The 23288-nt window shown below is 70.2% G+C and carries 23 protein-coding genes; 9 read left to right on the top strand and 14 right to left on the bottom strand.

Features of this window, described 5'->3' with window-relative positions:
- Positions 1–4: 4 nt before the first annotated feature.
- Positions 5–541 (top strand): SixA phosphatase family protein, encoded by a 537-nt coding sequence (locus tag AC4GYY_RS10345; RefSeq protein ID WP_491121183.1) that lies wholly within the window; start codon positions 5–7, stop codon positions 539–541.
- Between the two features lie 37 nt (positions 542–578).
- On the top strand, positions 579–1667 hold the full coding sequence (locus AC4GYY_RS10340; protein ID WP_491120334.1) for a serine aminopeptidase domain-containing protein: 1089 nt from the start codon (positions 579–581) through the stop codon (positions 1665–1667).
- Positions 1668–1679: 12 nt separating this feature from the next.
- On the opposite strand, the gene AC4GYY_RS10335 is transcribed toward AC4GYY_RS10340, so the two are convergent.
- Both AC4GYY_RS10335 and AC4GYY_RS10330 read right to left on the bottom strand, forming a co-directional pair.
- A complete protein-coding gene (locus AC4GYY_RS10335) occupies positions 1680–2201 on the bottom strand; it encodes a DUF177 domain-containing protein (protein WP_491120332.1) in 522 nt (173 codons plus the stop codon).
- Positions 2198–2704: a ubiquinol-cytochrome C chaperone family protein gene (locus tag AC4GYY_RS10330; protein WP_491120331.1), complete on the bottom strand. Its 507-nt coding sequence runs from the start codon at positions 2702–2704 to the stop codon at positions 2198–2200. The genes AC4GYY_RS10335 and AC4GYY_RS10330 overlap by 4 nt, the downstream gene beginning before the upstream one ends.
- Positions 2705–2806: 102 nt before the next feature.
- Here AC4GYY_RS10330 and AC4GYY_RS10325 point away from each other — a divergent pair, with 102 nt between their 5' ends.
- Complete coding sequence (locus AC4GYY_RS10325; RefSeq protein WP_491120329.1) at positions 2807–3280, top strand: outer membrane protein assembly factor BamE; 474 nt, start codon at positions 2807–2809, stop codon at positions 3278–3280.
- Positions 3281–3440: 160 nt separating this feature from the next.
- Complete coding sequence (locus AC4GYY_RS10320) at positions 3441–3947, top strand: RcnB family protein (protein ID WP_491120327.1); 507 nt, start codon at positions 3441–3443, stop codon at positions 3945–3947.
- A 63-nt stretch (positions 3948–4010) separates the two neighbouring features.
- On the opposite strand, the gene holA is transcribed toward AC4GYY_RS10320, so the two are convergent.
- The 7 genes from holA to AC4GYY_RS10285 form a co-directional block, all read right to left on the bottom strand.
- A complete protein-coding gene (holA, locus tag AC4GYY_RS10315; protein WP_491120325.1) occupies positions 4011–5021 on the bottom strand; it encodes a DNA polymerase III subunit delta in 1011 nt (336 codons plus the stop codon).
- Complete coding sequence (gene lptE / locus AC4GYY_RS10310) at positions 5018–5566, bottom strand: LPS assembly lipoprotein LptE (RefSeq protein WP_491120323.1); 549 nt, start codon at positions 5564–5566, stop codon at positions 5018–5020. The genes holA and lptE overlap by 4 nt, the downstream gene beginning before the upstream one ends.
- Positions 5563–8142 carry a leucine--tRNA ligase gene (gene leuS, locus AC4GYY_RS10305; RefSeq protein ID WP_491120321.1) on the bottom strand — a complete coding sequence of 860 codons (2580 nt, stop codon included), beginning with the start codon at positions 8140–8142 and terminating at the stop codon, positions 5563–5565. The genes lptE and leuS overlap by 4 nt, the downstream gene beginning before the upstream one ends.
- A gap of 7 nt (positions 8143–8149) precedes the next feature.
- Positions 8150–8581: a DUF3576 domain-containing protein gene (locus AC4GYY_RS10300; protein WP_491120320.1), complete on the bottom strand. Its 432-nt coding sequence runs from the start codon at positions 8579–8581 to the stop codon at positions 8150–8152.
- A 205-nt stretch (positions 8582–8786) separates the two neighbouring features.
- The gene (gene pdeM / locus AC4GYY_RS10295) at positions 8787–9446 is read right to left on the bottom strand and encodes a ligase-associated DNA damage response endonuclease PdeM (RefSeq protein WP_491120319.1); all 660 of its coding nucleotides are present in this window, start codon (positions 9444–9446) and stop codon (positions 8787–8789) included.
- 46 nt (positions 9447–9492) lie between these two features.
- Positions 9493–9837, bottom strand: coding sequence for a DUF6285 domain-containing protein (locus AC4GYY_RS10290; RefSeq protein ID WP_491120317.1), 345 nt, complete (start codon positions 9835–9837; stop codon positions 9493–9495).
- The gene (locus tag AC4GYY_RS10285) at positions 9834–10805 is read right to left on the bottom strand and encodes a phosphotransferase family protein (protein WP_491120315.1); all 972 of its coding nucleotides are present in this window, start codon (positions 10803–10805) and stop codon (positions 9834–9836) included. The genes AC4GYY_RS10290 and AC4GYY_RS10285 overlap by 4 nt, the downstream gene beginning before the upstream one ends.
- A 78-nt stretch (positions 10806–10883) precedes the next feature.
- On the opposite strand from AC4GYY_RS10285, the gene AC4GYY_RS10280 reads away from it, so the two are divergent.
- Positions 10884–12152 carry an acyl-CoA dehydrogenase family protein gene (locus AC4GYY_RS10280; RefSeq protein WP_491120313.1) on the top strand — a complete coding sequence of 423 codons (1269 nt, stop codon included), beginning with the start codon at positions 10884–10886 and terminating at the stop codon, positions 12150–12152.
- Positions 12153–12275: 123 nt separating this feature from the next.
- Here AC4GYY_RS10280 and AC4GYY_RS10275 read toward each other — a convergent pair whose 3' ends face one another.
- The 4 genes from AC4GYY_RS10275 to wecB form a co-directional block, all read right to left on the bottom strand.
- The gene (locus AC4GYY_RS10275; RefSeq protein WP_491120312.1) at positions 12276–12521 is read right to left on the bottom strand and encodes a hypothetical protein; all 246 of its coding nucleotides are present in this window, start codon (positions 12519–12521) and stop codon (positions 12276–12278) included.
- Positions 12522–12678: 157 nt separating this feature from the next.
- Positions 12679–13431, bottom strand: a complete 753-nt coding sequence (locus tag AC4GYY_RS10270; RefSeq protein WP_491120310.1) for a metallophosphoesterase — start codon at positions 13429–13431, stop codon at positions 12679–12681.
- A gap of 67 nt (positions 13432–13498) precedes the next feature.
- Positions 13499–14791 (bottom strand): UDP-N-acetyl-D-mannosamine dehydrogenase, encoded by a 1293-nt coding sequence (wecC, locus tag AC4GYY_RS10265; protein WP_491120309.1) that lies wholly within the window; start codon positions 14789–14791, stop codon positions 13499–13501.
- A complete protein-coding gene (wecB, locus tag AC4GYY_RS10260) occupies positions 14775–15893 on the bottom strand; it encodes a non-hydrolyzing UDP-N-acetylglucosamine 2-epimerase (protein WP_491120307.1) in 1119 nt (372 codons plus the stop codon). Before wecB ends, wecC begins: the two co-directional genes overlap by 17 nt.
- Positions 15894–16026: 133 nt before the next feature.
- On the opposite strand from wecB, the gene galU reads away from it, so the two are divergent.
- From galU to AC4GYY_RS10245, 3 genes are read left to right on the top strand one after another with little or no spacing between them, the layout of a single operon-like run.
- Complete coding sequence (gene galU, locus AC4GYY_RS10255; RefSeq protein ID WP_491120305.1) at positions 16027–16896, top strand: UTP--glucose-1-phosphate uridylyltransferase GalU; 870 nt, start codon at positions 16027–16029, stop codon at positions 16894–16896.
- Positions 16893–17879 (top strand): NAD-dependent epimerase/dehydratase family protein, encoded by a 987-nt coding sequence (locus AC4GYY_RS10250; protein WP_491120303.1) that lies wholly within the window; start codon positions 16893–16895, stop codon positions 17877–17879. The genes galU and AC4GYY_RS10250 overlap by 4 nt, the downstream gene beginning before the upstream one ends.
- Positions 17876–18253 carry a DUF1801 domain-containing protein gene (locus AC4GYY_RS10245; protein ID WP_491120302.1) on the top strand — a complete coding sequence of 126 codons (378 nt, stop codon included), beginning with the start codon at positions 17876–17878 and terminating at the stop codon, positions 18251–18253. The genes AC4GYY_RS10250 and AC4GYY_RS10245 overlap by 4 nt, the downstream gene beginning before the upstream one ends.
- Before the next feature lie 17 nt (positions 18254–18270).
- On the opposite strand, the gene AC4GYY_RS10240 is transcribed toward AC4GYY_RS10245, so the two are convergent.
- Positions 18271–20721 carry a glycoside hydrolase family 3 protein gene (locus tag AC4GYY_RS10240; protein WP_491120301.1) on the bottom strand — a complete coding sequence of 817 codons (2451 nt, stop codon included), beginning with the start codon at positions 20719–20721 and terminating at the stop codon, positions 18271–18273.
- A gap of 105 nt (positions 20722–20826) precedes the next feature.
- Here AC4GYY_RS10240 and AC4GYY_RS10235 point away from each other — a divergent pair, with 105 nt between their 5' ends.
- Positions 20827–23196, top strand: a complete 2370-nt coding sequence (locus AC4GYY_RS10235) for a beta-glucosidase (protein WP_491120299.1) — start codon at positions 20827–20829, stop codon at positions 23194–23196.
- The last annotated feature ends 92 nt before the right edge of the window (positions 23197–23288 follow it).

Raw genomic sequence — 23288 nt, 5'->3', positions numbered from 1 at the left:
TCCGGTGAAGACGCTGACGCTGCTGCGCCACGCCAAGTCCGGCTGGGACGACCCCGTGGCGCGCGACTTCGATCGCCCGCTCAACGCCAAGGGTCGCCGCGCCGCCGCGCTGATCGGGCGTCACCTGCGGGGCGAGGGGCTTGCGTTCGATCATGTCGTCGCCTCGCCGGCGCGCCGCGTCGAGGAGACCATCGCCGAGATCGAGGCGGGTTATGGGGCGGCCTTGTCGCCGGCGTGGGACAAGCGCGTGTATCTCGCCTCGTCGGCGACGCTGCTCGATATCGTGCGCGAGACCGGGCCGGAGTTCGGATCCCTGTTGGTGATCGGGCACAATCCGGGGCTGGAGGATCTGGTGCTGCTGCTGGTCGCGGAGCGTTCGGGCCCGCTGCGCAGCGCGGTCCAGGAGAAATATCCGACCGCGGCCGTCGCCGAGCTGAGCTTCGACGTGGCGGACTGGCCGTCGATCGGGCCGGGCGGCGCGACGCTGACGCGGTTCGTCCGTCCGCGCGATCTGGATGCGGCGCTGGGGCCGGAGGATTGAGTTTGCGCCGCCCCGCTCGTCCTGCCAGACCGGCGTGATGATCGCCGCCGCGCTGCTCGCTTATGCCGCCGCCACTCCGGCCTGCGTTCCGCGACGCGAGCCGGTGACGCTGCGCCTCGCCGACTTCGCCAGCGCCGGCGAGATCGAGTCGCCGCCCGGCCCCGCGGCGCTGCGCGGGGTCGCGGTCCTGTTCGCCGGGTCCGACATCGCCGATCGGGACGGGACCGTCGTCGGTCGCGACGGGAAGACGCTTTCTCGCCCGCTGCGGCAGGTCGCCGATCGGCTCGCCTGCGCGGGCTTCGTGACGCTGCGCTACAACAAGCGCTACGTGACCGGCCCGACCACCGCCGACCAGGCGAAGTTCGCGACGCTGACCGGCGCCGATCTGGCGGCCGACGGGTGCGCGGCGGTCGCCTTCGTGCGGGCGCGCGCCGATCTCGCGCGGCTGCCGCTGGCGTTGATCGGGTGGAGCCAGGGGACGACGGTCGCGGCGACGGTCGCCGCCGCGGAGCCGAGCGTTCGCGCGCTGGTGCTGATGGCGCCGGTCGTCGACAGCCCGGCGGCCACGGTCCAAGGTCATTATCTGCGGGTCGGCAAGCCGTATCTCCAGCGCTATGCGACGAACGGCGCGCTGGACGCCGACGCGATCGCCCGCGCCGACGCCGGGCCGGGAGGGCTGCTGCCCCACGTCTTCGTCGGGATGTTCCGGGGCTTCCGCCCCGGCGAGCGGGTCAATCCGCTGCTCGACACCGACAAGGACGGGCGGATCAGCTTCGTCGAGGCCGATCCGATCATCGCCGGCTGGTACGCCGACACGCCGAACGGGGGGCTCGGCATGGATGCGACCGGGCGTGCGCTGAAGGGCGTGGGGGAGAGCTGGAGCGCCGCGACGCCGCCGACCTTGATCCTGCAAGGACTGAACGACGCCAACGTCGATCCGGCGGCGGCGCGCGCGCTGGCCGCCAGACCCGACGCGGCGGGCCGGGTCACGCTGCGGACCTATCCGGGGCTCGGCCATTCTCTCGGCACCGCGCCGTCGATGGAAGAGGACGGTTTGCCGCCGACCGACGCCGCGCCGCTGGATGACATGGCGCTCTGGCTCACCCGCACGCTGCGGGGGCGTTGACCGGATCGGCGTCTAGCCCTTCAGCTTGTCCCTGAGCGCCGCCAGCCCGCCGAAGGCCGCGGTCTCCACGTCGTCCTCGCTTTTCACCCCCGCTGCCTCGAGTGCCGCCTGCGCCGCGGCGCTTCGCGGATAAGGGTCGAGCGCGAGCGCCATCGTCTCGGCCGCGGCTTCGCCCAGGTCGATCGCGCCGTCCTCGATCTCGACGGTGTCGACGTCCTCGTCGGCGAGCTCGATCTCCTCGCCGACGACGACCGGCTCGACGAAGCGCAGGCTGACCGGCTCGTCGACCGTTGCCGTGATGGGATCGCCGGTCACCGAACAGGCCTGGGTCACCGCCGCTTCGACACGCCCCTCGGCGACCACGCCGGCGGCGTCTCGGCGAACCGCGAACTCGGCCGCCAGCCGATCGACCGCGATCAGCGCGAAGCGACCGGCGAGGCGCCGGCGCTCGGCCTCGTCGGCCTGGACACGGATGATGCGCGGTTCCTCGCCGATCGTGTCGACGCGCTCGGGGCGACTGAACTCCGGCGTCATGCGACGGCTCCGGTCAGGAGCTCGGGGAGCGGCGTCGCCGCGAGCCGGTTGCGCCACGCCAGCAGCGCCAGCCGGGCCTCCGCCAGCGCGGCATCGCCAGGATGTGCGCCGCGATAGAGATTGCGGAGCAGCGCGCCGTCCAGATCGTCGCCGGCCAGCCCGCGACGGTACGCGCCGAGCCGGCCGCCGAGCATCGCCATCAGCTTGCCCATGTGCTTGCCGACGACGACGTCACCCATCCCGGCTTCGCGGATCTGCCCCTCCATGTCCTCGACGAAGCGCTCGGTGACGCGCGCCGCGGACGGGGCGCCGACGGGGTCCTGCTCGAGCCGGAGCAGCGCCACCGCCAGCACCGTGGCGATGCAGTCGAACCGGCCGTCGATCGTGTCGGGCACCCGCGCCTCGGCATACCAATGCGGCCGACGCCCCTCGCGCACGACCGCGTCGTAGAGCGGCAGCGCCGTTTCGTCCCTGCGCCCGAGCAGCGCGTCCCACCAGCTCACATCTGTCTCCTGCCCGCGCGGCTTGCCCGACGCGACGCCGCGGCATATTGAGCCGATCGGCCGCGCGCGCAACACGCACGCTTCGGGCCTCGCGGAGTGTTCATGCGTCACGTCCATGCCAAGGTTTTCTGGGCCGCCACTGCGCTTTTCGCCGCATCGGCGTGCACTCCGCTCCGCTCGCACCAGGGCTACATCATCGACGCCGATCTGGTGAACTCGATCCGCCCCGGCGTCGACAACCGGCAATCGGTGCAGGCGACGCTGGGGACGCCCAGCTTCGCGGCGCAGTTCAATCAGGGCGACTGGTATTATGTCGCACGCGACAGCCGCAATTATGCGTTCAACTCGCCGCGGGTTCGTGAACAGCTGGTGATCCAGGTCAGCTTCGACGCCGGCGGCAACGTCGCTGCGATCCGCCGCTCGGGGGCCGAGCAGGTCGCGGCGATCGATCCTTACGGCAAGATCACCCCCACGCTCGGGCGCAAGCGCGGCTTCTTCCATGACCTGTTCGGCAACATCGGCGCGGTCGGCGCGGCGGGGGCGGGCGGCGCCGGCGGCGGGCGCGACCAGCCGTAGTGCTGGCCGGACCGGAGCACGCGGGCGGCCGCCTCGATTCCGCAAGCTGTCGTTTCGCTGACGATACCGTTCCCGAAACATTCAGCGGGTGACCGGCATTGAGCGTCTCAAGACGAGGAGCGTCCGACGCGAATCGTCCCACTCTTGGGAGACCGACATCATGCGTAAACTGATCACGACCCTGCTGATCGCAGCCACGGCCCTGCCGGCGATGGCCAGCGCCCAGTCGCAGCGGGAGCTTCAGCGCGACCGCCGCGACATCCACCGCGAGCAGCGCCAGCTCGACAATGCGCGCGCTCGCGGCGACGTGCGAGACATCCGCGAAAACCGCGGCGACGTGCGCGACGCCCAGCGCGAGTACCGCGAGGACTATCGCGATCGGAACCATCGCTGGGGTTCGAACGACTGGTCGAACTATCGCAACACCAATCCGCGGCTTTATGCCCGGGGCAATTGGCGGGCGCCGTTCCGCTACACCCGCTTCGGCGTCGGCGCGCGGATCGCGCCGTCCTATTACGGCTCGGCCTATTGGATCCGTGATCCCTGGATGTACCGCCTGCCGGTCGCCTATGCGGGCACGCGCTGGATCCGTCACTATAACGACGTGGTGCTGGTCGATTATCGCCGCGGCCGCGTCGTTCGCGTGATCCCGGGCTTCTACCGCTAAGTCCACACGTTCGTCACGGGAGGCCCGGTCGGCGTCACGCCGGCCGGGCCTTTCGACGTGCGGTCAGCGCCGCGTCTGCGCCAGCGCGACCGCTTCGTGACCGGCGAGCACCCCGCCCGCATTGCCCGGAGCCATCGTCGCTCGTTCGGCCCGTTTAACCCGGTCGTGCGCGGCGGCGAGCGCGGCGGCGGTCCAGCGCGCGAGCAGCGCCTTGGTCGTCGCTTCCTCGCGCCAGTGCACGCGCTGACGCTTCATCGCCGCGTCGACCGTACCGCCGCCGTCGATCTCGGCGCGCATCGCCGCGAGCGCGGCCAGCCGGCGGGCGAGCGCGCGCAGCCAGACGATGGGCGAGGTTCCCGCTTCGCCCGCGCGCGCCAGCTCGTCGCCGAGCGCCGCCGCGTCCCCGGCGAGCGCGACCGCGACCAGCCGTGTCGTCTCGCTTTCGCCCAGGTCCGCGCCGATCGCGGCGAGCGCCGCATCGTCGAGCGTGGCGGGGCGATCGGGCGCGGCGTCGAGGTAAAGCGCCAGCTTCTCGATCTCGCGCGCCATGACGCTGCGATCGTACCCTGCGGCCTGGGCGATCTTGGCGGCGACGCGGCCCTGGAGACGCAGCCCCTGGTCGCGCGCGAGTTCGGCGACGATCGCGCCCGCGTCCCGCTCGGTCGGCACGTAGCAGCCGATCGCGAGCGCGGCCTTCGACGCGGTGGCGAGCTTGACGAGCGCGCCCGTCGTCTTGACCCCCGGTGCGATCAGGACGGCCGGATTGCCGGCCCGCTCGGCGGCGAGCAGCGCCTCGACCGCGGCGATCGCATCTTCGGTGACCCCGGTCGCGCGGATCCACCGTGTGTCGCCGAACAGCGACAGCGACGCGGCCTCGTCGGCCAGGCGCGCGGGATCGCTCTTGAGCGTGGCGGCATCGAGGTCCACCCGCTCCGCGCCATCGCCCAGCGCCTTTGCGAGCCGCTGCGCCAGAGCCGCCGCCCCCGCCTCGTCGGGGCCGTGGAGCAGATAGAGTCGGATGTCGGGGGCGGGCCAATCGAGCGCAGCCTTGGCCTGCGCCTCGTTCGCCTTCACGGCAGCGCCGCCGCGGGCGCGTGGCCGCGCGCGTAGATCGCGATGCGGGTGACCATCTGCTCGGCGACGATCTGCGCCAGGTTCTCGAGCGCGGTGTTCTCGGCGGCGATGGTCGCATATTCGGAGCTGACCACGTCGATCCCCGCGTCCGAACCCGCGGTCGCATCGAGCACGACCATGTCCTTACCGGTCGATAGATCGATCAGCTGGTAGCGCGCGCGCAGCGTCCGCCGCTCGCGGGTGACGGCGTTGTCGCGGCGCAGCGCCAGGCCGATGATCTGGTCGTCGAGCTTGACCTGGAGCCGGTAGCGCGGGGTGTCGCGCCCCGCCGCCTCGAGCCGGTCCTTGAGCGCGTTCGACAGCAGGAACCCGGCCTTGCCCTGGATCGGGGCGACCTCGATCCCGGCGAGCGTCGCGGCCACGGGGGAGCTGGTGCCGCCGGAGTAGAGCGGGTGCAGCCCGCAGCCGGCGAGCGCGAGGGGGAGGAGGGCGGCAAGCCAGGTCCCGTTCGCTCGAGACGAACGGAGAGGGAGGAACGCCCTCACGCGACCAGGTTCACCAGGCGATCGGGGACGACGATCACCTTCTTCGGCGCATTGCCGCCCAGGATGCGGACGACGTTCTCGCTGGCGAGCGCGGCGGCCTCGACATCCGCTTTGGCCGCGCCCTTGGGCATGACGAGCGTGTCGCGGAGCTTGCCGTTGACCTGGATCGCGATCGTCACCTCGTCGTCGACCAGCAGCGCCGGGTCGACCGCGGGCCAGGCGGCGTCGGCGATCAACCCGTCGCCGCCGCGGCGCTCGTGCGCTTCCTCGGCGATATGCGGGGTCATCGGCGCGACCAAGCGCAGCAGCGTCGCGACCGCGGCGTCGCGATCGGCGGACGGGGCCGCCTTCTCGATCGCGCCGACGAGCGTGTAGAGCCGGGCGACGGCCTTGTTGAACTGGAGGCCCTCGATATCCTCGGCGACCAGCGCGGTGGTGCGGTGGGCGAGCTTGCGCAGGCCGATATCCTCACCGGTGCCGCCCTGGTGCTTCTCGCCGACCAGCTTCCACAGCCGCTGGGTGAAGCGGTGCGCCCCCTCGATGCCGTTCTCGCTCCATTCGAGGTCGCGCTCGGGTGGCGAATCGGACAGCATGAACCAGCGCACCGCATCCGCGCCGTAGCGGTCGACGATCGGATTCGGATCGACCGTGTTCTTCTTGGTCTTCGACATCTTCTCGACGCGCCCGACCGTCACTTGACGGCCGCTGCTGCGTTGGAAAACGCCATCACCACGACGTTCGATATCGTCAGTCGACACCCAAGTGGGACCGTGACCTTCCTCAATCGGAGGGAAGGAATACGTCTCGTGCGTCACCATCCCCTGGGTGAACAGCCCCGCAAACGGCTCGGCGATGTCGAGTTTGCCGATGTGCTTGAGCGCGCGGGTCCAGAAGCGGGCGTAGAGCAGGTGGAGGATCGCGTGCTCGACCCCGCCGATATACTGCCCGACCGGGAGCCAGCTCTCGGCGACCGCGCGGTCGAACGGCGCGTCCTTGGGCTGGCTGGCGAAGCGGATGAAGTACCAGCTCGAATCGGCGAAGGTGTCGAGCGTGTCGGTCTCGCGCTGGGCCGCGCCGCCGCATTGCGGGCAGGCGACGTGCTTCCAGGTCGGGTGGCGATCGAGCGGGTTGCCGGGGACCGCGAAGCTCACGTCCTCGGGCAGCACGACGGGCAGCTGCTCGCGCGGGACCGGTACGACGCCGCAGTCGGCGCAGTGGATCACCGGGATCGGCGTGCCCCAGTAACGCTGGCGACTGACGCCCCAGTCGCGCAGGCGATAGACGGTTGTGCCCTCGCCCCAGCCGCCGGCTTCCGCGCGCTGGATCACCTCGCGCTTGGCGTCCTCGACGTCCATGCCGTCGAGGAAGTGCGAGTTCACGAGCGTGCCGTGGCCGGTGTACGCTTCGTCGCCCTCGAAGACCGGATCGCTCTTGTCGCCTTCGGAGACGACACGCTGGACGGTGAGCCCGTACTTGCGTGCGAAGTCGAGATCGCGCTGATCGTGCGCGGGGACGCCCATCACCGCGCCCGTGCCGTAATCCATCAGCACGAAGTTGGCGATGAACACCGGCAGCTCGCGCCCGTCGAACGGGTGGATCGCGCGCAGGCCCGTGTCGAAGCCCAGCTTCTCCTGCGTCTCCAGCTCGGCCGCCGTGGTGCCGCCCTGCTTGCACAGCGCGATGAAGTCCGCCGCCCGCGCGTTGTCCGCGGCGATGCGCTGCGCGATCGGATGATCCGCCGCGATCGCGACGAACGACGCGCCGAAGATCGTGTCGGGGCGGGTGGAATAGACCTCGACCGATGCCTCGACTTCGCTCGGCACGAGCGGGGCAGGGTCGTTCGTCCCGAGCGCAGTCGAGGGACCCTTGAGGCGGAACCCGAACGTCAGCCCCTGGCTCTTGCCGATCCAGTTCTCCTGCATCAGCTTGACCTTGCCCGGCCAATGCTCGAGCGCGCCGAGCCCGCGCAGCAAATCGTCGGCGAACTGCGTGATCTTCAAAAACCACTGGTTGAGCTTGCGCTTCTCGACGAGCGCGCCCGAGCGCCAGCCGCGGCCGTCGATGACCTGCTCGTTGGCGAGCACGGTCATGTCGACCGGGTCCCAGTTGACCGAGGATTCCTTGCGGTAGACGAGGCCCGACGCGAGGAAATCGAGGAACAGCGCCTGCTCGTGGCCGTAATAATCGGGCTCGCACGTCGCCAGCTCGCGGGTCCAGTCGAGCGCGAAGCCGAGGCGCTTCAACTGCGCCTTCATCGCGGCGATATTGTCGAGGGTCCAGCCGCGCGGGTGAACGCCCTTCTCCATCGCGGCGTTCTCCGCGGGCATCCCGAAGGCGTCCCAGCCCATCGGGTGAAGCACCTCCATCCCGCGCATCCTGCGGAACCGCGCGAGCACGTCGCCCATCGTGTAGTTGCGAACGTGCCCCATGTGGATGCGCCCGCTGGGATAGGGAAACATCTCCAGCACGTAGCTCTTGGGCTTGGCGCTATGGTCGTCGGCGGCGAAGGTGCGCCGCTCGTCCCACACGGCCTGCCAGCGCGCGTCGACGCTGGCGGCGTCGAACCGCTCGCTCATCTCTGCCTCAGCTGGCGACCGAGGCGCGGCGCAGGTCGCGCGCCTTGGTGAGGATGATGTCCTCGAGCTTCTGCGGGGTCGAGGCATCGACGGGAGCATTCACCCAGCCGCCACCCTGGCTGACTTCGCGCAGCACCGCGACACGGACCGCGTCGGCGCGCAGGTCCTGATCGAGGATCGACACCGTCACCTTGGTCCGCTCGGTCGGGCGCTGCGGATTGACGTACCAGTCGGTGACGACGACGCCGCCGTTCGAATCCGTCTGCACGAGCGGCATGAAGCTGAGCGTGTCGAGCGTCGCGCGCCACAGATAGCTGTTGACGCCGATGGTCGTCACCTTGGCGGCGGCGAGATCGGCGCCGTTCGCCTTGCGCCCCCCGCCGCACGCGGCAAGCGATGCGACTAGGGCGAGAGCGAGCGCGGTGCGGAACGGGGACATGGATGAAGGTCCTGACGCGGGAATTGAGCGGGTCACGTAACGCGCGGGGGGGAGGGGGGCAAGCATTCCCCTTGGCCTCCTCGGAACGGGGAGGAGTGACGGACGTCGCGGGTGGGGCAGCCGCAGGCGGGCGGGGGCTACGGGGTGCCTGCGGCTGCCCCGCCCGGCCATTCGTGCCTCCTCCCGCTGCGAGGAGGTCTGCGTCTCACGCCGCGATCGGGAAGCGCAGCAGCCGGTCCTCCACCGGCACCAGCGCCTGCGCGCTCCGGCCGACCGCGCGGACGATCTCGGGGTGATCGACGTCGAGCCCGCCGGTGAGCGCGCCGAACGCCGGCAGGATCAGCTTCGTCCCGGTCGCGACGAAGCAGCGGCGGGCGATCAGTTTGCCGCGAACACGGACGCGCAGCTTGGGATGAAAGTGGCCCGAGAGTTCGGGGCGCGTTTCGCGCGGATCGGCCTCGTGGCGGAGGACCAGCCCGTCGACCATCGCCTCATCCGCGACCGCGCCGCCGCAGCGATCGACACCGTAGCGATCGTGGTTGCCCGTGATCCAGGTCCAGCGCGTCGCCGCGGTCATGCCGCGCAGCAGCGCCTGCGATTCCTCGTCGAGCCGCTCGCAGCCCCGCGGATCGTGGAAGCTGTCGCCGAGGCACCAGACCTCCGCCGCCCCGGTCGCGGCGAGCAACGCCTGGAGATCGGCGAGCGTCGCGCGCGAATCGTAGGGCGGCAGCATCTGCCCGAACCCGGCATACCAGCTGGCCTTTTCGAGATGGAGGTCGGCGACGAGCAATGCCCGCCGCGACGGCCAGTAGAGGCCGCCCGCCAGCGCGATCAGATCGTGTCCACCGAACGAAAAGGGAACCATGCGCCGCCTTTGCGGCAGCGGGAGTCGCGCGGTCAAGCGCTTAGGCTCAGCCGAGCTCGTGCGCGTATTTCGGCTGGTCGATCGCGAGCGCGTCGAGCGCGGCGGCTTTGAGATGCCCGAGCAGCTTCGGGTCGTCGGGACTTATCGCACCCGAGCGGATCGCGTCGACCAGCCCGCGGTCGAGCTCGTCGCGCGTTCCCCAGCGCCCGAGCATGGCCGCCATGCGCTCCACCGCGCGCGCGTCGGCGGCGGGGGCGAGCGCGAGGTCGCGGGCGGCGATCTCGAGCGCGTTGCGCGCCACGCGCAGGCTGAAGCCGCCGGCGCTGCCGTCGAGCGGCAGCCACTTGGCGACGCTCTCGACCAGTTCCTGCGCGGTCGGGTGGGTGATCATCGGGCGCGCTCCAGGATCGCGACGATGTCGGCCTCGGTCTCGCTCAGCCGACGGCCGATGACCGCGCGCTCCGGGCCGACGCTCGGGTCCGACGCCCAGCGGGCATACATCATCGTCGTCATCACACCCCATTTCAGGCTGCCGACCATCGTCCAGAAGTCGACGCGATCCGGGCTGATCGGCGCCCCTCCCGCCTCCTCGTAGCCGGCGAGCAGATCGGCGACCTCGCCGAACCCGCCGACGCGCCGTTGCGGACGGCCGAAGCGCCACGAATTGGTGCAGATCCAGCCCATGTCCTCGGCCGGGTCGCCGACATGGACCAGCTCCCAGTCGAGCACCGCGGCAAGGCCGGTGTCGGGCGCGACCATGATGTTGCCGTTCCGGAAATCGCCGTGGACGAGGGTCAATGCGGTCTCGTCGGGGATGCGGCGCTCGAGCCAGCGAAAGGCGGCGTCGATCGTCGGGCGGACCGCGCCCGATCCCCGCCATGTCGCCTCGTAGTTCGCGAGCGTTTCGCGCACGTCGACCCGCGCGAGCGCCGGGAGCGGCGGCGTCGCGTGAATCCGTGCCAGCGCCGCGCCGCACTGCCGCGCCAGCACCGCGCGGGCGGGCGCGAAGGCCGGATCGGTCGCGATCCTCTTGCCCAGCGTCTCGCCCGCGACCCGCTGCATGACATAGGCCTCGCCCAGCCCGTCGGCCTCGGTGCAGACGTGGACGACGCCGGGGACGGGCACGCCGTGCGCCTCGCAGGCTACGATCACCTCCGCCTCGAGCGCGAGCGGCGGCTTCTGCCCGGGATGGGTGCCCACCGCGGCGTTGCGGCGACGCAGGATCAGCGCCTCGCCGCGAGCCTCGAACGCCCATGTCTCCATGCTCGCGCCGCCGGTCAGCAGCGTCAGCCCGGCGACCGCGCCGCCCAGCGCCGCACCCAGCCGCTCCCCGATGTCCTCTCGCGTCAGCTTTTCCATGCTTGGGACGTGTAAATCACGCGGCGGCGCGCTACGCCAGTTAAAAGACTCGACTTAGATCGCTGCATGGAGAGGGACATGGACTTCAATCTGCCGACCGAGCTGACCGACTATCTTGCCGAGCTCGACGCCTTCATCGACGCCGAGATCAAGCCGCTTCAGGCGCAGAACGACAACGAGCGCTTCTTCGACCATCGCCGCGAGCATGCCCGCACCGACTGGGACAACCAGGGCCTGCCCCGCCACGAGTGGGAGGAACTGCTGCGCGAGGCCAAGCGCCGCGCCGACAAGGCCGGGCACCTGCGCTTCGCGTTGCCCAAGGAATATGGCGGCAAGGACGGATCGAACCTGTGGATGGCCGTCATCCGCGATCACTTCGCGTCGCAGGGGCTGGGGCTCCACAACGACCTGCAGAACGAGCATTCGATCGTCGCCAATTTCCCGCAGGTGCTGATGTTCCGCGATTTCGGCACGAAGGCGCAGGCGGACGAATTCATCCCCGGGATGCTCGAGGGCGGCTACCGCATCTGCTTCGGGCTGACCGAGCCGGACCACGGCTCCGACGCGACCTTCATGGAGACCCGCGCGGTCCGCGAGGGCGGCTCGTGGCGAATCAGCGGGCCGAAGATGTGGATCACCGGGATGCACGTCGCGACGCACATCATGCTGTTCGCCCGGTCGAGCGGCAAGGACGGCGACGCGGAGGGGATCACCTGCTTCCTGGTCGACGCCAAGGACCCGGGCGTCACGATCGAGGAATATCTGTGGACCTTCAACATGCCGACCGACCACCCGCGGTTGACGATCAAGGACGTGGTGGTCGGCGACGACGCGATCCTGGGACAGGAGGGCAAGGGCCTCGCGGTCGCGCAGCATTTCGTCCACGAGAATCGTATCCGCCAGGCGGCGTCGTCGTGCGGCGCGGCGGATTACTGCGTCCAGGAGAGCGTCAAATACGCGATGGAGCGCAAGCCCTTCGGCAAGCCGCTCGCCGCGAATCAGGCGATCCAGTTCCCATTGGTCGAGCTGTCGACCCAGATCCGGATGCTGCGGCTGATGATTCGCGAGACCGCGTGGCAGATGGACCAGATGCCCAAGCCCGAGTTGGAGAAGCGGCTCTCCGACAAGATCAGCATGTGCAATTACTATGCAAATCGGCTGTGCTGCGAGGCTGCGGATCGGGCGATGCAGGTCCATGGCGGGATCGGCTATTCGCGGCACAAGCCGTTCGAGCACATCTACCGCCACCACCGCCGCTACCGGATCACCGAAGGATCGGAGGAGATCCAGATGCGCAAGGTCGCGGCCTGGATGTTCGGTTTCGCGGGGCCGAACCGGAGGCGATGATCTGGACGGGGGAGCAGCGCAGGATCATGGTCCGGCGATGCTTCCGCGACCACGGCTGGCGACAGGGCAAAAAAATAGCGGCCCGAAGGCCGCTATTCCTTTTTCAAGGCTGACGCCGACGACTCACGGGCTGTCGGTCTTGTCGTCCTCCTGCGCCACCACGACGATGCCGGCGACAACCGCGGCAGCGGCGAGGACCGCGATCAGGATGCCGCCGCCCATCGCCTTGTTCTTGGCGGTGGTGGGGGTGCCGGCCCGGACCGACTTGGCGACCGAGAGGCTGGCGGCCGGGTTCGCCGGCGCGGCCATGACCGGAGCAGTCGCCATCGTGGCGGCCGCTGCGGCCATCAGGTAAGAAGCAAGACGCATCGGGAACTCCCTTTTGTTCGTCGTCGAGGCCATAAGCACGCCGCCGTGCCGATGGCAACCGCAATAGACCGGGAAAAAAGACTTCGATCCCGGGCTATTGCCGCTGTGCAACACATTAGCCGCGGCCGACGTTCCGGGCAAGCCATCTCCCACTTCGTTAGTCGACGATCCAGCGCTGTTCGGCCTCAAGCCCGAGCACGGTGAGACGTCCGGTCGCGTAGGCGCCGGTGTCGATCCCGATCCGGTGCCGGCGGAACTCGACGTCCTCGCGGATCGTGTGGCCGTGAACGATCACCTTCTCCAGCGCGCCGCGGTGGTCGAGGAAGGGCTCGCGGATCCAGCGCAGGTCCTCGCCGCGCTGTTCGGCCAGCGGCACGCCGGGACGGACGCCGGCGTGCGAGAAGGCATAGTCGCCGACGACGATGAGTTGCTCGAAGCCATCCAGAAACTCGCGGTGCTCGGCGGGCACCAGCGCGGTCAGCCGCTCGGCGACGTCTTCGTAGCTCAGCCGCTCATAGTCCTCCGGCGAAACGCCGTAGCTGATCAGTGTCTCGCGGCCGCCGATCCGGCAGAATAGCCGCACCGCGCGCTGATCCCCTGTGAGGGCGAGCAGGAACACCTCCTCGTGATTGCCAAGCAGAAACCGCGGTCCTGCTTGGTCGTGCGCAAGGCGCCGGAGGCGTTCGACCACGCCCGCCGAATCGGGCCCGCGATCGACGAGGTCGCCGAGGAAGATCAGGCTCGTCTCGGCCGGCCCGCGTGCCCGGTCGTCGGCGGCGAGGCGGGCGAGCGCGGCGTCGAGCAGGTCGAGCCTGCCGTGGATGTCGCCGACCGCATAGACACGGTGGCCCGGCGGCACGGCGGCGAGCGGCTCGCTGTCGCGGCGGGCGGGAAGGAAGCGTCTGAGCATGGCGGGACGTCGTCGCTGAAGCGCGCGGCCTTAACCGCGGCTTGACGGCCCCGCAATGTCGGGACCTTCAGCCCGCCAGCTTGAGCTCCGGCCGATCGGGCTGGGCGCGCGGCTGATCGGGCCAGATGCCGCGCGTGTCGAGCACGGCCTTGGTCGCGCGTTCGTCGAGCGGGACCGAGCGGAACAGGTCATGGTCGACGAGGACGATCATCGTCACGCAGGTTTCGATTGCGGTGTCGAGATCGATCAGCGTCGCGCCCGACCCGTCGAAGTCGCGCGGAAGCGCGGCGGCATAGGGCTCGACGATGCGGATACGCTCACCGAAGGTCTCGGCCAATGCGGTCGCGATCTTGAGCGCGGGCGATTCGCGAAAGTCGTCGATGTTCGCCTTGAACGCGAGACCGAGGCACGCGACGGGGCCGCGCCGCTGGGCGATCAGCGCCGACGCCTTGGCGATGACATGATCGGTCTTGCCGTCGTTGACCTCGCGCGCGGTGCGGATCAGCGGCGTCTGCGCCGGATCGGCGGCGACGAGGAACCACGGGTCGACGGCGATGCAATGCCCGCCGACGCCGGGGCCGGGCTGGAGGATGTTGACCCGCGGGTGCCGGTTGGCAAGGCGGATCACCTCCCACACGTCCACCCCCATCGTGTCGGCGACGAGGCTCAGTTCGTTGGCGAAGGCGATGTTGACGTCGCGGAAGGCGTTCTCGGTAAGCTTGGTCATCTCCGCCGCGCGTGCGGTGGTCGTGACGCACGCGCCGCGGACGAAGCGGCGGTAGAAGCCGAGCGCCTTGCGGGCGCAGCGGGGTGTGATGCCGCCGATGACGCGGTCGTTGTCGATCAGTTCGACGAGGATGCGACCGGGCAGGACGCGCTCGGGACAATAAGCGAGCGCATAGTCCGCGCCCTCTCCAAGGCCGGGCGCCTTGAGATCGGGCCGCAGCTTCGCCAGCAGGTCGCGGACCTGTTCGGTGGTCCCGACCGGCGAGGTCGACTCGAGGATCACCGTGTCGCCGGCCTTGAGCGCGGCGGCGACGGTGGTCGCGGCGCGAAGCACGTAGCCGACGTTGGGGGCGTGATCCTGGCCGAACGGGGTGGGCACCGCGATGACGAAGACGTCGGCGGACTCGATCTCGGTCGAGGCCCGCAGCGCCCCGCGTGCGACCACGCCAGAGACCAGCCCGTCGAGATCGACCTCCTCGATGTGGATGCGCCCGGAGTTGACGGTCTCGACGACATGCTCGGACACGTCGACGCCCAGCACCTTCGCGCCGGTACGGGCGATGACGGCTGCGGTGGGCAGGCCGATATAGCCCAGGCCGACGACGACGACCTTCAGTTCAACGTCCGACACCATCGGCGACGATCTCCGCGATCCGTTCCGCCGCGTGGCCGTCGCCGTACGGATTGTGCGCGCGCGCCATCGCGGAATAGGCGTGGCTATCGTCGAGAAGGGTTGAGACTTCGGAAACGATCCGGTTCTCGTCCGCCCCGATCAGCTTCGCGGTGCCGGCGGCGACGCCCTCGGGCCGCTCGGTCGTGTCGCGCATGACGAGCACAGGCTTGGCGAGCGCGGGAGCTTCCTCCTGCACCCCGCCCGAATCGGTCAGCGCCAGCGTCGAGAGCGAGAGCGCGCGGATGAAGTGGGGGTAATCGAGCGGCGCGATTCGGGCGACGTTGGGGAGACCGCCAAGGATACGGTCCATCACCGGGCCGACATTGGGATTGGGGTGGACCGGGAAGATCACTGCCATGTCCTCGCGCGCGGCGATCCGGCGGATCGCGCGGGCGATCGCCTCCATCCCCCCGCCGAAGTTCTCGCGGCGGTGGGTGGTGACGAGGACGATGCGCTTGCCCGCGAACTGCGCGGCGATCTCGTCGAGCCCGGCGGCGAGCGACGGGTCGGCGGCGATCCGGTCGCGGGTCCACAGCAAGGCGTCGATCACGGTGTTGCCAGTGACGTGGACGCCGGCGGTGACGTTCTCGCGGGCGAGCGCGTCGGCGGCGGTCTGCGTCGGGGCGAAGTGCAGGTCGGCGATCGGCGCGATCATCCGCCGGTTCACCTCCTCCGGCCACGGATGGTAGATGTCGCCCGAGCGCAGGCCGGCCTCGACATGGGCAACGGGGACGCGGCGATAGTAAGCGGCGAGCGCGCCGGTCATCGCTGTCGCCGTGTCGCCTTGCACGATGACGCGATCGGGCGCCTCCCGGTCGAGCACCTCGCCCAGCCCGGTCAGCAGCCGCGCGGTGAGGCGGTCGAGCGTCTGGCCGGGCTCCATCAGGTCGAGGTCGATATCGGGGGTGAGTCCAGCGACCTGGAGCACCTGATCGAGCAGCCCGCGATGCTGCGCGGTGACGCACGTGCGCACCGTCACGCTTTCGCGAGCGGCGAGCGCGCGGACGACGGGGAACAGCTTGATGGCTTCGGGCCGGGTACCGAAGACGACGAGGACCTTCATGGGCGCGGTGCTTAGCGGAGTGAGCTTAAGGGCGCGTCAACCTCGTCACGACGTCCGACCGCGCGTTCCGAATTGCTCCCGCGCGCGCGCGCCGGTAAGCGGCGCGGCGACAGCAGCAGCCCGGGGGACCATCGTGACGTTCAAGCCAGTCCGCAAGGCCGTCTTTCCCGTCGCCGGGCTCGGCACACGCTTCCTGCCCGCCACCAAGGCGATGCCCAAGGAGATGCTGACCGTCGTCGACAAGCCGCTGATCCAGTACGCGGTCGAGGAGGCGCTGGCAGCCGGGATCGAGCAGATCATCTTCGTCACCGGGCGGGGCAAGGGTGCGCTCGAGGATCACTTCGACGTCTCCTACGAGCTCGAGGCGACGATGAAGGGGCGCGGGAAGAGCCTGCACCTGATCGAGGGGGTCCGTCAGAAGCCCGGCTCGCCCGTCTACGTCCGCCAGCAGGAGCCGCTGGGCCTCGGCCATGCGGTCTGGTGCGCGCGCGAGATCGTCGGCGAAGAGCCGTTCGCGGTGCTGCTCCCCGACGAGCTGATGGTGGGGACTCCCGGCTTTCTGGCGCAGATGGTCGCCGCCTACGAGACGGTCGGCGGCAATCTGATCGGCGCGCTCGAAGTCGCGCCGGAGGAGACCGACAAATACGGGATCATCACGCCGGGTAAGGTCGACGGCGCGCTGACCGAGGTGCTGGAGGTGGTCGAGAAGCCCGCCAAGGGCACCGCCAAGTCGAACCTGATGACGCCGGGACGCTACATCCTCCAGCCCGAGGTGATGCGCATCCTCGACAATCCGGTGAAGGGTGCAGGCGGCGAGATCCAGCTGACCGACGCGATGGCGCAGCTGATCGGCAGGCAGCCGTTCCACGGCTACACCTTCGACGGTCGGCGGTTCGACTGCGGCGACAAGGCGGGATGGGTGCAGGCGAACCTGGCGCTGGCGTTGGAGCATGATGAGATCGGGCCGGCTGTCCGCGCGTTCGCGGCGGAGCTGCTTGCGTGACCGTCCTCGTCACCGGAGTCGCCGGGTTCATCGGCTACCACGTCGCGCGGGTGCTGCTGGCGCGCGGAGAGGCGGTGATCGGGGTCGACGATCTCAACGACTATTACGACCCGCAGCTCAAGCGCGACCGGCTCGCCGAGCTGGGCGGCGGCGTCCGCTTCACCCAGCTCGACTTCGCCGACGAGGCGGCGCTGGAGGCGGCGGTCTTGGGGCGCGAGATCGACCGGATCGTTCATCTCGGGGCGCAGGCCGGAGTGCGCTATTCGCTCCGGAACCCGCGCGCCTATGTCCGCTCTAACCTCGCCGGGCACGTCAACATCCTCGAGCTGGCGCGCGAGCGGCAGGTCAAGCACCTGGTCTATGCCTCTTCGTCATCGGTCTATGGCGGCAACAAGGACATGCCGTTCCGGGTCGAGGACCGCGTCGACCATCCCGTCTCGCTCTACGCCGCCACCAAGAAGGCGGACGAGCTGATGAGCGAGACCTATTCGCACCTGTTCCGCATCCCCCAGACGGGGCTGCGCTTCTTCACCGTCTACGGCCCGTGGGGACGGCCCGACATGGCGCTGTGGCTGTTCACCGACGCGATCCTGGCGGGGCGACCGATCGCGGTGTTCAACCACGGCAGGATGCAGCGCGACTTCACCTATATCGACGATATCGTCGCCGGCGTCATCGCCGCGCTCGACCATCCCCCCGCCGACGACGGCGCGGCGAAGGCGGGTGGGAGCGTCAGCCCGCACGCGCTCTACAACATCGGCAACAACCGGCCCGAGGAGCTCGGCCGCCTGATCGACCTGATCGAGGCCGCCTGCGGCCGCGATGCGATCCGCGATTATCAGCCGATCCAGCCGGGCGATGTGCCGGCGACCTATGCCGACATCTCGGCGATCGCGGGTGACCTGGGCTATGCGCCGACCACGCCGATCGAGGTCGGGGTGCCGCGCTTCGTCGACTGGTTCCGCGGGTACACCGGGCGGTGAGCGCGTCCGCCGCGATCGACGCGAAGCTTGCGCGGATCGGCGACTGGCGTGGGGCGCTGCTGGCGAAGGTGCGTGCCTTGATCCTCGCGGCGGACCCGGCGATCGGCGAGGACATCAAGTGGCGCAAGCCGACCAACCCGGACGGCGTGCCGGTCTGGTCGAAGGGCGGGCTCCTCTGCACCGGCGAGCTCTACCGGGACAAGGTCAAGCTGACCTTTGCCAAGGGCGCCTCACTCGCCGATCCGGCGGGGCTGTTCAATGCCAGCCTTGACGGCGGGACCCGCCGAGCGATCGACCTTCGCGAGGGCGACGCTCTCGACGAGCCGGCGTTCGCCGCGTTGGTGAAGGCGGCGGTGGCGGCGAACGGCGGATAGCGCGAGGTCCGCCGTCGCTATCGGCAGTCGACCGCCCCGACCCCCGCCGTGCCGAGGCGGACCGACGAGATCGTCAGGTCGAGCCGCCCCGCAGTCGCGATCGCGAACGGACGGTCGAGCTTGGCGAGATCGACGCCGACGAAGCAGCGCAAGGGAACCGCCACCTCGCCCCAGTCGCGGCCGAGTGCCGTCAGACGCGCGGTGATGTCGTGCCCGCCGAGCGTCACGGGGGCGGTGGGCCCGCTCTCCGCTCTGGCTTCCACGATCAGCGCGACGTCGCCGTTCGCCTCGCGAGTGAGGTCCACGGGAGCACCGACCAACGCCGCGGTCGCCGGGCCGCGACCCGTCCAGGTGAGGCGGACCGAATCCTCCTGCGCGCGCCGATCGGCGGCGTGCTGGGCGATCAGGTCCGGACCGGGATTGGGGGCGAGCCCGCCGTCGGGACCGATCAGCAACCGCCGCCCGCCGGTCGGCTTGCCGCGCGCGAACAGGACGTTGCGGTCGCCGCCGCCTGTGCCGCGATCTTCGGACAGGCGCGCGAGGTCGCCCCGCTCCCTCGTCGTCAGCCCGAAGCCATAGGCGAACAGCGGAGCGTAGCCGCGATCGCCGACGTTGAGCGGGGTCTGATCGGGCCGCTTGGGCCAACTATACGGCAGCTTGCCGCGGAACTCGGCCTTGCCGAACAGGACGTCGGCGACGCCTTCGCCTTCCGACCCCGGCAGCCACGCGGCGACGAAGGCGTCCGCGGCGTTGAGGTACGGGTTCACCCAGAGCGGGCGTCCCGACAGGAAGACCGCGACGACAGGGATGCCCGCTGCCTTCAACCGGCGCATGGTGGCCAGGTTGTCGACCGACGCGGGATCGTCGAAGCCGACATCGGCGCGGTCGCCCTGGAACTCGGCATAAGGCTCCTCGCCGAAGACGACGATCGCGGCGTCCGGGCTGGTCGTGAAGCTGCCGTCCACCGACAGCGTGGCGTTCGGGGCAGCCTCCTTGACGCCACGCCAGATCGAGGTGGCGCCAGGGAAGTCCGCCGGAGTGGTGCCGGTGCCTTGCCACGAGAGCGTCCAGCCGCCCGCCTGCTTGGCGACATTGTCCGCGCCGTCGCCCGCCACCAGGATCCGCGCGCCCGCCTTGAGCGGCAGCACCGAGCCCGTGTTCTTGAGCAGCACCAGCGACTCGGCGACCGCCTGACGGGCGATCGCGCGGTGCGCCGCGGAGCCGAGCTGGCTCCACTCGCCCGCGAACGGCCGCGCCGAGGGCTTGGGCGCGTCGAAGATGCCCGCCCGATACTTTACCCGCAGGACGCGGCGGACCGCGTCGTCGAGCCGCGCCATCGGGATCGCGCCAGACCTTACCCCGGCGAGCGTCGACTCCCAGATCCCCTTCCAGCTGTCGGGCGCCATGTAGATGTCGAGCCCGGCGTTGATCGCCTGCGGGCAGACCGTGGCGGTGCAGCCCTCGACCTGCGCATGGGCGTTCCAGTCGCCGACGAGGAAGCCGTCGAAGCTCCAGCGATCCTTGATCACACCGGTGAGCAAGCTGTCGTTACCGGTCATCTTGCGGCCGTTCCAGCTGGAGAAGCTGGCCATGATCGACTGGACGCCCGCCTTGATCGCGGCTTCGTAGGGCGGCGCGAAGAGATCGCGCAGTTGCGCCTCGGGGAGTTGCGAGTCGCCTTGGTCGCGGCCGTCATGGGTGCCGCCGTCGCCGAGGAAGTGCTTGGCGGTGGCGATGACGTGCGGGCCGCGCAGCCAGTCGCTGTCCCCCATCCGGCCCTGGAGCCCCTCCACCAAAGGTCCGGCGTAGGAGGCGGCGATCTCGGGCGCCTCGCCGAACCCCTCGTAGGTGCGGCCCCAGCGATCGTCGCGAACCACCGCGATCGTGGGCGCGAAGGTCCAGTCGATGCCGGTCGCGCGCATCTCGATCGCGGTCGCCGCCCCGATTTTGCGCATCAGCGCAGGGTCGCGCATCGCGCCGAGCCCGATATTGTGGGGAAACAGCGTCGCCCCGACGATGTTCGAATGGCCGTGGACCGCGTCGATCCCCCAGATCGCAGGGATGCGCGGCAGCTTCGGATCGTCGCTGGTCGAGGCCTCCCAGAAAGCGTCGGCGAGCGCGAGCCAATCCTTCGCGGGCGCATTGTACTTGCCGCCCGGGTCCGAATTGCCGCCGTTGAACACCGAGCCCAGGTGATAGGTGCGGACGTCGGCGGGGGTGATCGAGGCGATGTCGCCCTGAACGACCTGGCCGACCTTCTGTTCGAGCGACATCTTCGCCATCAGCGCGGTGATCTTCGCCTCGATCTTCGGATCGGCTGGGATCGGCGAGGTCAGCTTGGGCCAAGCCGCGGGATGCGCGGTGTTGGCGGGGGTGGAGGGTGTGGGCGGGGCGGCCTGCGCACCCGCGACGCCAAGCGCGATCCATCCGGCCAGCGCCCCCGCGCCGACCCGCATTGCTCGCCTCATCAACCCCTCCCACGCGAATCCCGTTCTTGACATCGGTGTCGGTCTTTTGGATGAAGACGTCAAGCACGTCGGCCGCAAGCCGGTCGACGGTGGAGGGGAAGCACCGTGACGACTGACCTGCCCGAGCGCATGGCGCGCCGTCGCGAGCCGCGCTTCGCCCGCACGATCCCCACCCGGCCTGTCCACGTCGGACACGTCCAAGCCGGGATCGACCGCCGTCCGCATGCGGACGGCGGTCGCTTTGTCTCACGTGCGATCGTCGCACTCCTGCTCGCCGCCGCCCCGACGGCGGTCGCGGCGCGCTCGCCCGACTCCGGGAACCAGCCGTGGCGAGACAGCGGCCGCCCTGCCGCCGAGCGCGCCGCCGCGCTGGTCAAGGCGATGACGCGCGAGGAAAAGCTCGCCTACGTCCACGGGCTGTTCCCACCGATGACCAAGCCTGCGCCGCAGGATATGATCCCGTCCGCGGGCTACGTGCCCGGCGTGCCCAGGCTCGGCATCCCGACGCTGCGGGAGAGCGACGCCAGCCTGGGCGTCGCCAATCAGGTCGAGCAGCGCAAGGGCGACACCGCGACCGCGCTTCCCTCGTCGCTCGCGCTGGCGGCGTCGTTCGATCCCGAACTCGCCTATGCCGGCGGCGCGATGATCGGCGCGGAGGCGCGCGCGAAGACCTTCAACGTGCTGCTCGCGGGCGGCGTCAACCTGACGCGCGACGCCTGGAACGGCCGCAATTTCGAGTATCTCGGCGAAGACCCGCTGCTCGCCGGCACCCTTGCCGGACGCGCGATCGCCGGGGTGCAGTCGAACGGCATCGTCTCGACCGTCAAGCATTACGTCCTCAATGCGCAGGAAACCGGGCGCACCGTGCTCGACGCGCGGATCGACGAGGCGGCGCTGCGCGAGAGCGACTTGCTGGCGTTCGAGATCGCGATCGAAGCCGGCAAGCCCGGGTCGGTGATGTGCGCCTACAACCGCATCGGCGGCGATTACGCTTGCGAGAACAAGCACCTGCTGACCGACGTGCTGCGCGGCGACTGGAAGTACGGCGGCTTCGTCATGTCGGACTGGGGCGCGGTCCACTCGACCGAAAAGGCCGCGCTCGCCGGGCTCGACCAGGAGTCCGGGCAGGAACTCGACCAGGCGGTCTACTTCGGCAAACCGCTCGATGCGGCGCTCAAGGCGGGGCGTGTGCCCGCGGCGCGGCTCGACGAGATGGTGACGCGCATCCTGACCGGGGTGATCGCGAGCGGACTCTACGACCGGCCGACGCCGACGACGGCGCAACCGATCGACTATGCCGCGCACGCCGCGGTGGCGCAAAGGCAGGCGGAGGCGGGTATCGTCCTGCTCAAGAACGAGCGCGACGTGCTGCCGCTGGCGAAGACGGCCGCGTCGATCGTGCTGATCGGCGGTCATGCCGATGTCGGGGTGCTGTCGGGCGGCGGCTCGTCGCAGGTGCGCTCGGTCGGCGGAGTGCCGGTCGAGATCCCGCTGACCGAGGGCGCGGCGATGTCGTTCGCGCGCAAGACGTGGCACGCTTCGTCGCCGTTGCGCGCGATCCGCGCGCTCGCGCCGGGAGCGACGGTGACTTACGTCGACGGCGCCGACCGAGCGGCGGCGGCAGTGGCGGCGAAGGCGGCCGACATCGCGATCGTCTTCGCGACCCAGTGGCAGACCGAGGCGCAGGACCCGCCCTCGCTCGCGCTCCCCGACGACCAGGACGCCTTGATCTCCGCGGTGGCGGCGGCGAACCCGAAGAGCGTGGTCGTGCTCGAGACGGGTGGCCCGGTGCTGATGCCGTGGCTGGCCGATGTGCCTGCCGTGGTCGAGGCCTGGTATCCGGGGCAGCGCGGCGGCGAGGCGCTGGCGCGCATCCTGTTCGGCGAGGTGAGCCCGTCGGGCCGGCTGCCGATCAGCTTCCCGCGCGCTGCCGGGCAACTGCCCCGGCCCGCACCCGTGGTGTCGCCCGAGGCGGCGCGCTCGGCCGCGGCGAGCAACGCCGGATCGCCCGGCGGGTCGGTTCCTGCTTATCCCGTCGATTATCTGGAAGGCGCGAACGTCGGCTATCGCTGGTATGCGGCAAAACGGAACAGGCCGCTGTTCCCCTTCGGCTTCGGCCTTGGCTATACGAACTTCCGCTATTCCGGCGCGACCTTCGCGGGCGGGGCGGTTCCGTCCGCGACGGTGACCGTCCGCAACGAGGGCAAGCGGGCCGGCGTGGCGCTGGCGCAGCTCTACGTGACCGGGCCGGACACGTCGCCGCCGCGGCTCGCCGGCTGGAATCGACTCCCGCTCGCGCCGGGCGAGAGCGCGACGGTGACGATCGCGGCCGATCCGCGCATCCTCGCGCGCTGGACCCCCGGTGGCTGGTCGACGGCTGCGGGGGCGTACCGGCTCGCGGTCGCGACCGACGCCGAGCATGAGGTCGCGTCGAGCGACGTCACGGTGCCTGGTGTTGCGCCGCGGACACATTGAGTCACGGACGCGCCGAAAGCGACCACATTCTTGACATCGGTGTCGACAAGCCTGTTCCAGCGCCGTATCAGCACGCTGGGAACGGGATCACA

It is taken from the genome of Sphingomonas sp. SP6, from assembly GCF_058313435.1.
Note: the sequence above shows the minus strand (reverse complement) of the source record. Positions and strands in the feature narration are given on the sequence as shown.